This window comes from Rathayibacter sp. AY1D9 (assembly GCF_002932395.1).
In the GTDB taxonomy this organism is placed as follows: Bacteria; Actinomycetota; Actinomycetes; order Actinomycetales; family Microbacteriaceae; genus Rathayibacter.
Map to the genome: position 1 here is coordinate 1 of NZ_PSVQ01000019.1, position 13,604 is coordinate 13,604.

Consider the following 13,604-nt stretch of genomic DNA (forward strand, 5'->3'; position numbering starts at 1 on the left):
CGTCGCCGCACGAGTCGAGCGCGGGATCGAGGAGGGCGACGTGCCGCCGGGGACGGACTCCGGATCCGTCGCCGCCTTCGTCGTCGCCGTGCTCAGCGGGATGTCGACGCAGGCCCGCGACGGAGCACCGGCGGACCGCATCGCGGTCATCGGCGAGCTCGCACTCGGCGCGCTGCCGGCGGCCACGGGCGTGCGAGCCGCAGGGCGCACGCCGGGAGCTCCCGGATGAGGCCGCGTCGGCCCCGTCTCGGCCTCCTCGCCCTGGTCGTCGCGGGGCTGCTGCTGGTCCAGCCCGCCGCGGCCTCGGCGGCACCGCTGCTCCCTCCCGCGAACGGCGTCCTCGACTACCAGCTGGGAGGCGCCTACGCTCCGGCGTCGAGCGTCACCATCGTCGACCGCGACCGCACGGACGCGCCCGCCGCCGGCCGCTACAGCATCTGCTACGTGAACGCCTTCCAGACCCAGCCCGGCGAGAGCGCCGCCTTCGCGAAGCGGCACCCCGAGCTCCTGGTGAGGCGAGCGGACGGGAAGCCCCTCGCCGATCCGGGCTGGCCGGACGAGTACCTCTTCGACGTCTCGACCTCCGCGAAGCGGACCGCTCTGCTCGCGATCGTCGGCGCCTGGATCGACGGATGCGCCGAGGACGGCTTCGACGCCGTCGAGGCCGACAATCTGGACAGCTACACCCGCTCGGGCGGGAGGCTGACGAAGTCGCAGGCGCTGGCGTTCGCCACCCTCCTGACGGCGCGCGCTCACCGCTCCGGCCTGGCGATCGGCCAGAAGAACGGAGCCGATCTCGCCGCTGCCGGGAAGAGGACGGTCGGCTTCGACTTCGCCGTCGTCGAGGAGTGCCAGGTCTACGACGAGTGCGCGGCGTACACGGACGTCTACGGGCGCCAGGTCTACGAGATCGAGTACACCGACAACGGCCGGTCCGCCTACTCCGAGGCCTGCGCCGCGCAGGGCCGGAGCATCTCGGTCACCCTCCGCGACCGCGACGTCGTCCCCCGTGGCGCACCGGGCTACGTGAACCGGCACTGCTGACGCCGGGCGGACGCTACCGCAGGGCTCCCAGCACGACGGCCGCGGCGCGGGCGACCAGCGCGTCGTCGTAGTCCGCCTCGGGGTCGTTGCGCGTCGAGAGGATCGACAGCACGACCGCGTCCCGCCTGGGAGGCGTCACCACGGCGACGTCGTTGCGGATCCCGCCGGCGCCCCCGGACTTGTCCGCGACGCTCCAGCCGGCCGGAGCGCCCGCCCGGACGAGAGTGTCGCCGGTCGCGTTGCCGCTCATCCAGTCGAGCAGGAGCGCCCGGTCCTCCGCGGACAGCACGTCACCTGTGGCGACCGCGGCGAGGTCCGCCGTGAACGCGGCCGGGGTGGTGGTGTCGTCGATGCTGCCGGGCTCGATCGTGTTCAGAGCGGGCTCCTCGTTCACCACCTCGGTGGTGGTGTCGCCGAGAGCCTCGAGTCCACGGTCGAGGGCGGAGGGTCCGCCGAGGCGCCGGAGGACGAGATTCAGCGCTGTGTTGTCGCTCCGGCGGACGGCCGCCTCGGCGAGCTGCGACAGCGGCAGGCCGGTGGCGGTGCTCTCCTCCGTGACGGGGGAGTAGCCCGCCGCCTCGACGTCGGCGACGGTCCAGGTGACCACCTCGTCCCGCTCGGCGGCGGGGACGGTGCGCAGGAACTCCGCTGCGGCGAGGGCTTTGAGGCTCGAGGCGAAGCCGAAGCGCTCGTCGGCCCGGTGATGGACCCGGCGGCCCGAGCCGGTGTCGACGGCGCTGACGCCGATCCGGGCGTCGAACTCGTTCTCGAGCGCGGCCAGCTCGGCGGAGACGTCGATCGGAGGAGGGGTGGCGGAGGACACCGACGACGGCACCGAGGCGGACGACGGCGGCGCGACCGGGGTGTCCGCCGTGGTGGTGCACCCTGCGAGGGCCAGGAGGAGGGCGGAACCCGCGAGTGCGCGGAGGGTCAGCGACGACCCTCTCGAACGGTTCACAGCGCGGAGTAGACGACGAAGAAGGCGACAGCGGCCGCCGCGGTGACGCCGAGCGCCGCGAGCGAGACGAGTGCGCGCGGCCTCCTCTGCACGACGGCCAGGACGAGGAAGCCCGCGCCCAGGACGATCTGGAGCCACCAGTACACCGGACTCGTGGTGTCGGCGACCGCGCCCAGCGCCCAGACGCCCTCGCCGATCAGCACGCCCGAGAGCGGCGCGACAGCCAGGACGCGCCACGTCCTCGAGCCGTAGAGGGTGAGTGCGGCGGCGGCGCCCAGGATCGGCCCGGCGGGGACGGCGAGCAGCCAGAAGACGTCCGTGAAGGGAGGCGAGTAGCCGAAGCCGCGCGCCGCGGTCACCAGGTCGTAGCCCTCGAGCAGCGCCCAGAAGCTCAGCAGGCCGAGAGCGGTCGCCGCCGCCGGTCGGGCGCCGCCGAGGCGCACGAGCGCGAACACGAGCATGGACCAGCCCCCGGAAGAGTTGGCGAACGAGCTCACCGACGGCGGGAGGGAGCCCTGCAGCAGGCTGGTGAGCCCGCCCAGGACGAGACCGCCGAGCAGGGCGACGAGCAGAGCACGCAGGAGAGGCGGGCGGGAGGCGGCAGGGGGCATGGGTCGATTCTCGGAGACGGCGGGCGGGTGCGGATCAGGGATGACCCTGATCTCGGGGTGCGGGGCCGATCACAGGTCTCCGGGGTGATCCGCGCCGCCCTGGTGCAGTTCTCCCCACCCCGGCTCGGCGGCCCCGGCGGCCGATACGATGGACCCCATGCCTCGGATCCGACAGTCAGATGTCGAGGAGGTCAAGGCGCGGGTGAACATCGGCGACGTGATCGGCGAGTACGTCACGCTGAAGTCGGCCGGCGTCGGCTCGCTGAAGGGCCTCTGCCCCTTCCACGACGAGCGCAGCCCCAGCTTCCACGTCCGCCCGCAGGCCGGCTTCTACCACTGCTTCGGCTGTCAGGAGTCGGGCGACGTCTACAGCTTCGTCATGAAGATGGACCACAGCTCGTTCAGCGAGACCGTCGAGCGCCTCGCCGGGCGGATCGGCTTCCCGCTGCAGTACGAGGACGGCGACGGCCGCGCGCCCGAGACCGGCGGGCGAGCGCGCCTCCTCGCCGCGAACGACGCCGCGGAGGAGTACTTCCGCGAGCAGCTCGCGACCCCGGGCGCCGACGTCGGCCGGCGCTTCCTCGGCGAGCGGGGCTTCGACCGCGCCGCCGCCGACCGCTTCGGCGTCGGCTTCGCGCCCGACGGCTGGGACGGTCTCACCACCGCGCTCAAGCGCCGCGGCTTCTCGGAGGAGGAGCTGACCACGGCCGGCCTGGTCAGCAGCAACAACCGCGGCGGCGTCTACGACCGCTTCCGCGGCCGCCTCGTCTGGCCGATCCGCGACGTGACCGGCCAGACCGTCGGCTTCGGCGCCCGCCGCCTCCTCGAGGAGGACAAGGGCCCCAAGTACCTCAACACCCCCGAAACGCCCGTCTACCACAAGTCCCAGGTGCTCTACGGGCTCGACCTCGCCAAGCGGGACATCTCCCGCGGGCACCGGGTGGTCGTCGTCGAGGGCTACACGGACGTCATGGCCTGCCACCTCGCCGGCGTCACCACCGCGGTCGCCACCTGCGGCACCTCCTTCGGCGTCGACCACATCAAGGTGCTGCGCCGGGTGCTGGGCGACGACAGCGGCGTCGGCGAGGTCGTCTTCACCTTCGACCCCGACGCGGCGGGCCAGAAGGCGGCGATGCGCGCGTTCCAGGAGGAGCACCGCTTCGCCGCGCAGACCTTCGTCGCCGTCGCGCCCGAGGGCCTGGACCCCTGCGACCTCCGCCTGAACCGCGGAGACGACGCCGTCCGCCGCCTCATCGACGACAAGAAGCCGATGTTCGAGTTCGTGATCCGGCAGCTGCTGGACCGCTACGACCTCGAGACGGTCGAGGGCCGGATCGCGGCCCTGCGCGCGGCCGCCCCGGTCGTCGCCGAGATCCGCGACCCGGCGCTGCGGCCCGGCTACTCCCGCGAGCTCGCCCGGATGCTCGGCCTGGACATGGCCGAGGTCAACTCCGCCGTGCGCTCCGCCGGATCCCGGCCCCGCTCCTCCGGACCCGAGGGCCGCGACCAGCAGGGCGGGCGGGGCGGCGGCGAATCGTCCGCGGCCGAGGCGCCCCTCGGCGCGCGCATCGCCGACCTCCCCGTCGACGTCGTCACGCGCATCGAGCGCGAGGCGCTGATGGCGATGCTCCAGCTTCCGCAGGCGATGGGTCCGGAGCTCCTGGCCAGGGCGGCGCACGCGGCGGTCACCAACGAGACCCTCCGCGTGGTCCGCGACGCCGTGGTCGCGAACCTCGAGCGGGCGGAGGACCGCGACTGGGTCGAGCACGTCACCGACGACGTCCCCGGCCCCTTCGCCTCGCTGGTGCGCCAGCTCGCGGTGGCGCCGATCCCGGCCGCCGACGAGGAGGGGCTCGCCCGCTACTCCCGCGACGTGGCGATCTCGCTCATCGAGCGCGACCTGCTCCGCGAGATCGCCGAGCTGCGCGGGGCGCTCCAGCGCGCGTCCGCCGATCCGGTGATGGCGCGCGCGGTGCAGGTGCGCCTGGTCGAGCTCGAGCGCGAGAAGCGGGCGCTGCGCACGGAGTGAGCGTGTTGCGGTCGTGTGAAGAAATCGGCCGCACGCCCGTGCCGGTTCGGAGAGCGCTTCCAACTGTGTTACCTATGAGGAACAGCAATGCGGGCGTCCAGTGTCGTGACGCCACAGCCCACAGGAGATCTGTGTGCCGAGAGTCCGCGCGCCCGGAGCGCGCCCGCATCCCATCCTTGACAGGAAGAGGCAGACGGAGATGAATTCCGCATCCACTCGCGGCACCCGCGCACTGGCCGCCGCCGCAGGCTTCGCCGCGGTCGCGCTCGTGCTGACGGGCTGCGCCGCCGGCGGGAACGACTCGTCCGGCGGCAGCGCCGGAGGGGCCCTGACCATCGGCACCACCGACAAGATCACGACGCTCGACCCCGCGGGCTCCTACGACAACGGCTCGTTCGCCGTGATGAACCAGGTGTTCCCGTTCCTGATGAACACCCCCTACGGCAGCCCGGACGTCGAGCCCGACATCGCCGAGTCGGCGGAGTTCACCGCTCCCACGGAGTACACCGTGAAGTTGAAGGAGGGACTGAAGTGGGCCAACGGCCACGACCTCACCTCCTCCGACGTGAAGTTCTCCTTCGACCGCCAGGTCGGCATCGCGGCTGAGAACGGCCCGTCCTCGCTCCTGGCGAACCTCGACAGCGTCGCGGCTCCGGACGACACGACCGTGGTCTTCACGCTCAAGTCCGAGAACGACCAGACCTTCCCCCAGATCCTCTCGAGCCCCGCCGGCCCGATCGTGGACGAGGAGGTCTTCTCGGCCGACGAGCTGACCGCGGACGCCGACATCGTCTCGGGCGACGCCTTCGCCGGCCAGTACACGATCGCGAACTACGACGTGAACAACCTCATCCAGTACAAGGCGTACCCGGACTACCAGGGCGTTCTCGGCGAGGCGAAGACGGACACCGTCAACGTCAAGTACTACGCGGACTCGTCCAACCTCAAGCTGGACATCCAGGAGGGGAACATCGACGTCGCGTTCCGCAGCCTCTCGGCGACGGACATCGACGACCTCCGCGGCAACGACACGGTCAAGGTCGTGGACGGCCCCGGCGGCGAGATCCGCTACATCGTCTTCAACTTCGACACCCAGCCCTTCGGCGCGACCACCGGTGAGGCCGACATCGCCAAGGCCCTCGCCGTGCGCCAGGCCGTCGCCGACCTGATCGACCGCGACGAGATCGCCGACCAGGTCTACAAGGGCACCTACACCCCCCTCTACTCCTACGTCCCCGCAGGCCTGACCGGCGCGGTCGAGCCGCTCAAGTCGCTCTACGGCGACGGCAACGGCGCGCCCGACGCCGACAAGGCGAAGGCGACCCTCGAGGCCGCCGGCGTCACCGCTCCGGTCACCCTGAACCTGCAGTACTCGAACGACCACTACGGTCCGTCCTCGGGCGACGAGTACGCGCTGATCAAGGACCAGCTGGAGTCGACCGGCCTCTTCACCGTGAACCTGCAGACCACGGAGTGGGTGCAGTACTCGAAGGACCGCTCGAGCGACGTCTACCCGGCCTACCAGCTCGGCTGGTTCCCCGACTACTCCGACGCCGACAACTACCTCTCGCCGTTCTTCATCAAGGAGAACTTCCTCGCGAACCACTTCGACGACGCCGAGGTGCAGAGCCTGATCGCACAGCAGGTCTCGACCACCGACGCCGACGCGCGCACCGCGCTGATCGAGCAGATCCAGGAGAAGGTCGCGGCGCAGCTCTCGACCGTCCCCTACCTGCAGGGCTCGCAGGTCGCGGTCGTCGGCAGCACCGTGAGCGGAGCCGAGGACACCCTCGACGCCTCGTTCAAGTTCCGCTACGCGGCACTCAGCAATGGCTGATCCACCCCCCTCGCGGCCGGCGCCTCCCCGACAGGAGGCGCCGGCCGTTCTCCACGAAAGGCATCACGTGACGACAGCCACGACGGCTGCGGCGACGGCGCCCACCCGGCGACCGCGCGGCTCCGGGGGCGGACTCGGGCGCTACCTGCTCGTCCGCTTCCTGCTCATCATCCCCACCGTCTTCATCCTCGTGACGCTGGTGTTCCTCCTCATGCGCTCCACGGGCGACCCGATCACGGCGGCCCTCGGCGGCCGCCTGACCGCGGACCAGCTCGCCGAGCGTGTGGCCGCCGCCGGCTACGACCGGCCGCTGATCGTGCAGTACCTCGAGTACCTCGGCAAGCTGCTGACCGGCGACTTCGGCACCACTCTGAGCGACAACCGCCCCGTGACCGAGGTGCTCCTCACCTACGGCGCCGCGACGGTCGAGCTCGCCTTCTACGCCCTGATCGTGGCGTTCCTGGTCGGCATCCCGCTCGGGATGCTCGCCGCCTACCACCGCGACCGCACCCCCGACGCGGTGCTGCGCATCTTCGCGATCCTCTGCTACGCGACTCCGGTGTTCTTCGCGGGCCTGCTGCTGAAGCTGGTGTTCTCCGTCTGGCTGAAGTGGTTCCCCGTCGCCGGGCGCGCCTCGACGAGCACCGAGCTCTCGCTCCAGTTCCTCGAGAACAAGACCGGCATCTACCTGATCGACGCGATCCAGACCGGCGACCCGGCCGCGATCTCGGACGTGCTCTCGCACGCGGTGCTCCCCGCCGTCGCACTGGGACTGCTCACCGCGGGCATCTTCCTGCGCCTGGTGCGCACCAACGTGATCGGCACGCTCGGCACCGATTACGTGGATGCGGCGCGCTCGCGCGGCGTCAGCGAGTTCCGGCTCGTCCGCACCCACGCCTACCGGCCCGCGCTCATCCCGATCATCACCGTGATCGGCCTGCAGATCGCCCTGCTGCTCGGCGGCGCCGTCCTCACCGAGACCACCTTCGAGTGGAAGGGCCTCGGCTTCCAGCTCGCCGAGTACCTCCAGGCCCGCGACTTCGTGGCCGTGCAGGGCATCGTCGCCCTGCTCGCCGTCATCGTGGCGCTGACCAACTTCATCGTCGACGTCATCGCGGCGCTCATCGACCCGCGAGTGAGGTACTGAGCATGAGCACCACCTCCCCGGCGCGTCCGCGCCGTCGTCTCGTCGACCGTCTGCCAGTCGTCCACCAGCTCCGGCAGAGCGTCGGCCTCCAGCGGGGGATGCTCGTCACCGGCCTGATCATCACCGGCGCGTTCCTGCTGGTGGCCCTGTTCGCGCCCCTCATCGCGCCCTACGGATACTCGCAGCTGCGCTCGGGCGGCGAGTCGTTCGGCGCGCAGGAGCCGCCGAGCGCGGAGCATCTGCTCGGCACCACCGTGGGCGGCTACGACGTCCTCTCGCGAGTGATCTGGGGAGCGCAGACCGCGTTCCTCGTGATCGTCGTCGCCGTGGTCCTGTCGATCTTCCTCGGCGTCTTCCTCGGCCTCGTCTCCGGCTACCTCGGCGGCTGGCTCGACCGCGTGCTCGTCGTGATCTGCGACGCGATCTACGCGTTCCCGACCCTGCTGCTGGCGATCGTGATGTCGATCGTCATCTCCGGCGGGCAGTCGAACCTCTGGGCCGGCATCTTCGCCGCGGCGGTCTCGATCACCGTGGTCTACATTCCGCAGTACTTCCGCGTGATCCGGGCCGAGACCGTGCGGATCAAGGGCGACGCCTTCGTCGAGTCGGCGAAGGTCATCGGAGCGTCGACGCCGCGGATCATGTTCCGCCACGTCCTGCGGAACGCGACGCGCACGCTGCCGCTGATCTTCACACTGAACTCCTCCGAGGCGATCCTGACCCTCGCTGGCCTGGGCTTCCTCGGCTTCGGCATCGAGCCGACGTCGGCCGCGGAGTGGGGCTACGACCTCAACAAGGCGCTGTCGGACGTCACGAGCGGCATCTGGTGGACCTCGGTCTTCCCGGGCCTGGCGATCGTGCTCGTGGTGCTGGGCATCACCCTCGTGGGCGAGAGCCTGAACGACCTCGCCGACCCGCGCCTGCGCGGTCGGCGCGCGGTGGCCGCCGGTGCCGGCGACGTCGCCGCGACGTCCGTCGTGCCGGGCGGCGTCCTCGCCGCCGACGGCCTGGAGACGCCGGGGCACGACCCCGTCGCCGGAGTGGAGGAGACGCGATGAGCGACCAGCGCATCGTCCGGGACGCCTCAGCGCGTCCGATCGTGGACATCACCGACCTCGAGGTCGCGTTCGCGAGCGACCGCGGCGCCGTCCGCGCCGTCGCCGGGGTGAGCCTGCGCGTCGAGCGCGGCGAGGTCCTGGCGATCGTCGGCGAGTCCGGCAGCGGCAAGACCGTGACCGCGAAGACCATCCTCGGCCTCCTGCCCGAGACGGCCACCGCCTCCGGAGTGGTCCTGCTCTCGAAGAAGGACGGCAGCGCGGCGACCGACGTCGTCTCCGTGCCCAAGGCCCGCCTCCGGGAGCTGCGCGGCACCGACGTCGCCATGGTCTTCCAGGAGCCGGGCACCGCCCTCAACCCGGTCTTCACGGTGGGCTGGCAGATCGCGGAGGGACTGCGCGCCCACGGCTCCGTCTCGAAGAAGGAGGCCCGCAGGCGCGCGATCGACGTCCTCCGCACCGTCGGCATCCCGGAGCCGGAGAAGCGGGTCGACTACTACCCGCACCAGTTCTCGGGCGGCCAGAAGCAGCGCGTGGTCATCGCGATGGCGCTGGTCCTGGATCCCGGTCTGATCGTCGCGGACGAGCCGACCACCGCGCTCGACGTGACCGTGCAGGCCGAGATCCTCGACCTGCTCCGCCGGTGCCGCGACGAGTTCGGCACCTCGATCGTGCTGATCACCCACAACATGGGCGTCGTCGCCGATCTGGCCGACCGCGTCGCCGTGATGTACCAGGGCGAGCTGGTCGAGGAGGCGACGGTCTCCGAGCTGTTCTCGGCGCCGAAGGCCGAGTACACGAGGAAGCTCCTCGCCGCCGTCCCGCACGTGGGCCAGGGCGTCGAGCGCGCCCGCGTCCGCGCCGTCGAGCGCGCCGAGGCCCCCGAGGCCGAGACGCTCGTCGCCGCCGAGGGCCTGCGGATCCAGTACCCCGGCAGGCTCGGCCGTCCCGGCTTCGTCGCGGTCGACGGCGTCTCGCTGCGCATCCGCGCGGGCGAGGTGCTGGGCCTCGTCGGCGAGAGCGGCTCGGGCAAGACCACCATCGGGCGCGCCATCGCGGGTCTGACGCCGGTGACCGGCGGGTCGCTGAAGGTCCTCGGCAAGGAGATGCGCGGCATCCGCGAGCGCGCCTTCCGGCCGGTCCGCGGCGACATCGGCTTCGTGTTCCAGGATCCGGCGTCGAGCTTCAACCCGCTGCTCACCATCGCGGAGTGCGTGGCCGAGCCGCTGATCGTGCACGGGCGGGCCGGCGACGCCGCCGGGGCGCGCTCGCGCGTCGACGAGCTCCTGGAGGCGGTGCAGCTGCCCCGCTCCTACGGCGACCGCTACCCGCACGAGCTCTCCGGCGGCCAGCGCCAGCGCGCCAGCCTCGCCCGGGCCCTCGCCCTCGAGCCGAAGCTGCTGATCGCCGACGAGCCCACCTCGGCGCTCGACGTGTCGGTGCAGGCCCGCGTGCTCGAGCTGTTCGCCCAGCTGCAGCGCGAGTTCGGCTTCGCCTCCCTGTTCATCAGCCACGACCTCGCCGTGGTCGACCTGCTCGCCGACCGCATCGCGGTGCTCTACCGCGGCGAGCTGGTCGAGGAGGGGACGGGGGCGGAGGTGCTCGCTGCGCCGAAGCACCCCTACACGCAGCGCCTGCTCGCGTCCCTGCCCGTGCCCGACCCGGTCGAGCAGGCCTCGAGGCGCGAGCTCCTGCGCAGCATCGTCGAGGCGGAGCGCCGGGCGTGAGCCGGACCGCCGAGGATCCGGCCCCCATCGTCGTCGACGACCTCAGCGTCGAGTACCCGCCGCGCGGCATCAGCCGCCGGTGGACGGCGCTGCGGGGAGTGAGCCTCCGCGTGGAGCCGGGGGAGGTGCTCGGGATCCTCGGCGGCAGCGGCTCGGGCAAGTCCACGCTCGCGCGCGTGCTCGGCGGCGACGGCCTGGGGCGCGACGGCGGCCGCACGCGTCCGGTGATCATCGGAGGGGACGCGACGGTCGCGGGGCACCGCCTCCGCTCGCTCCCCGCCCGCGAGCTCAAGCGCTTCACCGTCGACGTCGCGCATCTCGCGCAGGACGCCGGTGCGGCCCTCCGCCCCGAGCTGACCGTCTCGGAGCTGATCGCCGAGCCGATCTTCCTCCGCGACCGCCACTACGACCCGAAGGCCGCGGCGGTGCGGGTGGCGACGCTGCTCGACTCCGTGCACCTGCCGCTGTTCCTGCTCGACCGCTACCCCTACGAGCTCTCCAGCGGCCAGCGCCAGCGCGTGGCCGTGGCCCGCTCGCTCGTGCTCGGGCCGAAGGTGCTGATCGCCGACGAGCCGACCTCGGGCATCGACGCGACGGTGCGCGAGTCGATCGTCGACCTCCTCGCCGACCTGCGGCGCCGGGAGGGATTCGCGGCCGTCGTGGTCAGCCACGACATCGACGTGCTGAGCCGGGCGACCGACCGGATCGCAGTGCTCGTCGGCGGCGAGGTCGTCGCGTACGGGCCGCTGCTGGACGTGCTGATCGAGGCCCGGCACCCCTACGTGCGCGAGCTCGGAGCGGCCTTCGCCGAGTACGAGCGCTTCGACGCCTCCCGAGCGCAGCGCGTCGAGGCGGCCGACCAGTGACCGTCCCGCGCGTCGCGGTGCTCCCGCGGCCGAAGCCGGTGTTCGCCGAGGCGGTCGAGTCGGGCGGGGGAGTGGTCGTCGGACTCGACGGGAGTCCGGACGCGCTGCTCTGGCTGTCCTACGGCCGCACGGACGAGCTGGCCGCGGTGCTGGAGGAGCACCCGTCGATCCGCTGGGTGCAGCTGCCCTGGGCCGGCGTCGACGTCTTCGCGCCCGTGCTCGCCGCGTCCCGCGCGGACATCGTCTGGACCAGCGCCAAGGGCGCCTACGCGGAGCCGGTGGCCGAGCACGCGCTCGCGCTGGTGCTCGCCCTCCTGCGCTCGCTGCCGGAGCGGGCGCGCGCCGAGTCGTGGGGGCCGAAGAAGGCGGTCACGCTGCACCGCGCCTCCGTGGTGATCGTCGGAGCAGGAGGGATCGCTCGCGAGCTCCTGCGGCTGCTCGCCGTCTTCGACAGCCGGGTGACGATCGTCCGCCGCGGAGACGAGCCGGTGGAGGGCGCGGCCCGCACCCTGCCGGCGTCGCGGCTCGCCGAGGCCGCGGCGGACGCCGACGTGCTGGTCCTTGCCGCCGCCGCCACCGCGGGCACGGAGCGGATGGTCGACGCGGGTCTGCTCGCGCGGCTCCCCGCCCACGCCGTGCTCGTCAACGTCGCCCGGGGGAGCCTCGTCGACACGGACGCGCTCGTCGCGGCCCTCGCCGAAGGCCGTCTCGCGGGCGCCGCGCTCGACGTGACGGACCCCGAGCCGCTGCCGGACGGGCATCCGCTCTGGAGCGAGCCCCGGTGCCTGATCACGCCCCACAGCGCGGACACCCCCGAGATCACCGCGCCGCTCCTGGCCGAGCGCGTGCGCGCCAACGTGGCCGCCTGTGCCGCCGGCGGGCCGTTCGTCGGCCGCGTCGACCCGGGCTCCGGCTACTGAGTGCGCGCCCGATTTTGCGTTCGCGGAGAGTTTGCTAAAGTAGTACCGCGCTGATCGCCTCCGGGTGGTCGGATGATCCTCGATAGCTCAATTGGCAGAGCAATCGGCTGTTAACCGGTAGGTTCTTGGTTCGAGTCCAAGTCGGGGAGCGAAGGGTCCGGGACTCCACTCTCGGGCCCTTTTTTCGTGCCCGCGAGCGGTCGCCCTCGAGGGCCCACCCGCTCGGACCGACGATCGGAGGGGCGATGCGCGAGGACGTGCTCGCTCTCTTGCGCCGCCGCCCCGACGTCGAGGCGCCGGATCTCGTCGCCGTCGACGCCAGTGACCGTCTGCTGCTCGACCTCGCCGCCGATCGCGGCCGCCTCGCCGTGATCGGGGACGCCTACGGGGCACTGAGCCTCGGCCTCGCCGCCGACGGCCGTGCCGTACGCGTCGTGCAGGACTCGATCACCGCCGAGCGCGCTCTCTCGCAGAACCTCGAGACGGTGCGGGGGTCGGGCGTCGATCTCGCGCCGATCGAGATCGTCGACTCCGTCGCGGAGGCCGTCCGCGACGCCGACGCGGTGCTCCTGCGCCTGCCGCGCTCGCTCGACGCCCTGGCCGCCGTCGCGGCCGGGACCGCACTCGCGAACCCGGCGGCGACCCTGATCGGCGCCGGCCGCATCAAGCACATGACCCGCACGATGAACGACGTGCTCGCCGTGCGCTACGAGCGGATCGACGTCTCCCTCGCCCGGCAGAAGTCGCGCGCCCTGCTCGCGAGCGGCGCGCTCCCCGACCAGCCGCCCGCGCCAGGGCCCGAGCGGCGCCGTCTGGACGAGCTCGACCTCGAGGTCGTCGCACTGCCGGGAGCCTTCGCAGGTGCACGACTGGACCTCGGCACCCGCGCCCTCCTCGCCGCCCTCGATCTCGACTCCCTCCCCGCGGGCACCGCACTCGACCTCGGCTGCGGAACCGGCGTGCTCGCCGCCGTGGTGGCCCGGGCCCGCCCCGACCTCGCCGTGACCGCGACGGACACCTCGCGTGCCGCGGTCGAGTCCGCCCGGGCGACCGCGGCGGCCAATGGGCTCGCCGTCCGCGTCCTCCGCGACGACAACGCCTCGACGCTGGAGGCGTCGTCCGTCGACGTCGTGCTCTGCAATCCGCCGTTCCACTCCGACGGAGCCGTCACCGACCTCGTCGCCCGGCGCATGCTGCGCGCGGCCGGCCGCGTGCTGCGCCCCGGAGGCGTGCTGTGGACGGTCTTCAACTCCCACCTCGCGCATCCGGCCGAGCTGCGCCGTGCGGTCGGGCCGACCACGGTGGTGGCGCGCGACCGCCGCTTCACCGTCACCCGCTCCGTGCGCTCCGACGGCTGAGTACGGCTCCGCAACCCCCTCCGCGGCCTCAGGTCCGCTGTCCGCGGCGCGG

Annotated in this window: 11 protein-coding genes, 1 tRNA gene and 1 pseudogene; 11 read left to right on the forward strand and 2 right to left on the reverse strand. The window is 72.5% G+C overall.

Annotation, left to right across the window (positions count from 1 at the left end; genetic code table 11):
• Together C5C50_RS09490 and C5C50_RS09495 are read left to right on the forward strand one after the other, a co-directional pair.
• A pseudogene (locus C5C50_RS09490) lies at positions 1-229 on the forward strand (hypothetical protein); the annotation flags it as partial.
• Positions 226-1,044: an endo alpha-1,4 polygalactosaminidase gene (locus C5C50_RS09495; RefSeq protein ID WP_104273330.1), complete on the forward strand. Its 819-nt coding sequence runs from the start codon at positions 226-228 to the stop codon at positions 1,042-1,044. The pseudogene C5C50_RS09490 and the gene C5C50_RS09495, both read left to right, overlap by 4 nt.
• Before the next feature lie 13 nt (positions 1,045-1,057).
• On the opposite strand, the gene bla is transcribed toward C5C50_RS09495, so the two are convergent.
• Both bla and C5C50_RS09505 read right to left on the reverse strand, forming a co-directional pair.
• Positions 1,058-2,002 (reverse strand): class A beta-lactamase, encoded by a 945-nt coding sequence (bla, locus tag C5C50_RS09500; protein ID WP_258066975.1) that lies wholly within the window; start codon positions 2,000-2,002, stop codon positions 1,058-1,060.
• Positions 1,999-2,613, reverse strand: coding sequence for a DUF6518 family protein (locus C5C50_RS09505; RefSeq protein ID WP_181133912.1), 615 nt, complete (start codon positions 2,611-2,613; stop codon positions 1,999-2,001). The genes bla and C5C50_RS09505 overlap by 4 nt, the downstream gene beginning before the upstream one ends.
• 157 nt (positions 2,614-2,770) lie before the next feature.
• Between C5C50_RS09505 and dnaG the strand changes: the two genes are divergently transcribed.
• The 9 genes from dnaG (at position 2,771) to C5C50_RS09550 (ending at position 13,552) form a co-directional block, all read left to right on the forward strand.
• On the forward strand, positions 2,771-4,642 hold the full coding sequence (gene dnaG / locus C5C50_RS09510; protein WP_104273331.1) for a DNA primase: 1,872 nt from the start codon (positions 2,771-2,773) through the stop codon (positions 4,640-4,642).
• 199 nt (positions 4,643-4,841) lie between these two features.
• Positions 4,842-6,479, forward strand: a complete 1,638-nt coding sequence (locus C5C50_RS09515) for an ABC transporter substrate-binding protein (protein WP_104273332.1) — start codon at positions 4,842-4,844, stop codon at positions 6,477-6,479.
• Positions 6,472-7,626 carry an ABC transporter permease gene (locus C5C50_RS09520; protein WP_104273333.1) on the forward strand — a complete coding sequence of 385 codons (1,155 nt, stop codon included), beginning with the start codon at positions 6,472-6,474 and terminating at the stop codon, positions 7,624-7,626. The genes C5C50_RS09515 and C5C50_RS09520 overlap by 8 nt, the downstream gene beginning before the upstream one ends.
• Positions 7,627-7,628: 2 nt before the next feature.
• Positions 7,629-8,684, forward strand: coding sequence for an ABC transporter permease (locus tag C5C50_RS09525; protein WP_104226685.1), 1,056 nt, complete (start codon positions 7,629-7,631; stop codon positions 8,682-8,684).
• Positions 8,681-10,408 carry an ABC transporter ATP-binding protein gene (locus C5C50_RS09530; RefSeq protein ID WP_104273334.1) on the forward strand — a complete coding sequence of 576 codons (1,728 nt, stop codon included), beginning with the start codon at positions 8,681-8,683 and terminating at the stop codon, positions 10,406-10,408. Before C5C50_RS09525 ends, C5C50_RS09530 begins: the two co-directional genes overlap by 4 nt.
• Positions 10,405-11,274 (forward strand): ATP-binding cassette domain-containing protein, encoded by an 870-nt coding sequence (locus C5C50_RS09535; RefSeq protein ID WP_104273335.1) that lies wholly within the window; start codon positions 10,405-10,407, stop codon positions 11,272-11,274. The genes C5C50_RS09530 and C5C50_RS09535 overlap by 4 nt, the downstream gene beginning before the upstream one ends.
• The gene (locus C5C50_RS09540) at positions 11,271-12,194 is read left to right on the forward strand and encodes an NAD(P)-dependent oxidoreductase (RefSeq protein ID WP_258067722.1); all 924 of its coding nucleotides are present in this window, start codon (positions 11,271-11,273) and stop codon (positions 12,192-12,194) included. The genes C5C50_RS09535 and C5C50_RS09540 overlap by 4 nt, the downstream gene beginning before the upstream one ends.
• A 76-nt stretch (positions 12,195-12,270) precedes the next feature.
• Positions 12,271-12,343: transfer RNA gene (locus C5C50_RS09545), tRNA-Asn, on the forward strand.
• A gap of 96 nt (positions 12,344-12,439) precedes the next feature.
• Entirely contained in the window at positions 12,440-13,552 is a 1,113-nt protein-coding gene (locus tag C5C50_RS09550; RefSeq protein WP_104273336.1) for a class I SAM-dependent methyltransferase, read from the forward strand.
• The last annotated feature ends 52 nt before the right edge of the window (positions 13,553-13,604 follow it).

Bases quoted from the DNA above. Each gene is read 5' to 3' on its own strand.
- C5C50_RS09495 (WP_104273330.1), top strand. From the start codon at position 226: ATGAGGCCGCGTCGGCCCCGTCTCGGCCTCCTCGCCCTGGTCGTCGCG.
- C5C50_RS09505 (WP_181133912.1), bottom strand. From the start codon at position 2,613: ATGCCCCCTGCCGCCTCCCGCCCGCCTCTCCTGCGTGCTCTGCTCGTC.
- dnaG (WP_104273331.1), top strand. From the start codon at position 2,771: ATGCCTCGGATCCGACAGTCAGATGTCGAGGAGGTCAAGGCGCGGGTG.
- C5C50_RS09515 (WP_104273332.1), top strand. From the start codon at position 4,842: ATGAATTCCGCATCCACTCGCGGCACCCGCGCACTGGCCGCCGCCGCA.
- C5C50_RS09520 (WP_104273333.1), top strand. From the start codon at position 6,472: ATGGCTGATCCACCCCCCTCGCGGCCGGCGCCTCCCCGACAGGAGGCG.
- C5C50_RS09525 (WP_104226685.1), top strand. From the start codon at position 7,629: ATGAGCACCACCTCCCCGGCGCGTCCGCGCCGTCGTCTCGTCGACCGT.
- C5C50_RS09530 (WP_104273334.1), top strand. From the start codon at position 8,681: ATGAGCGACCAGCGCATCGTCCGGGACGCCTCAGCGCGTCCGATCGTG.
- C5C50_RS09550 (WP_104273336.1), top strand. From the start codon at position 12,440: ATGCGCGAGGACGTGCTCGCTCTCTTGCGCCGCCGCCCCGACGTCGAG.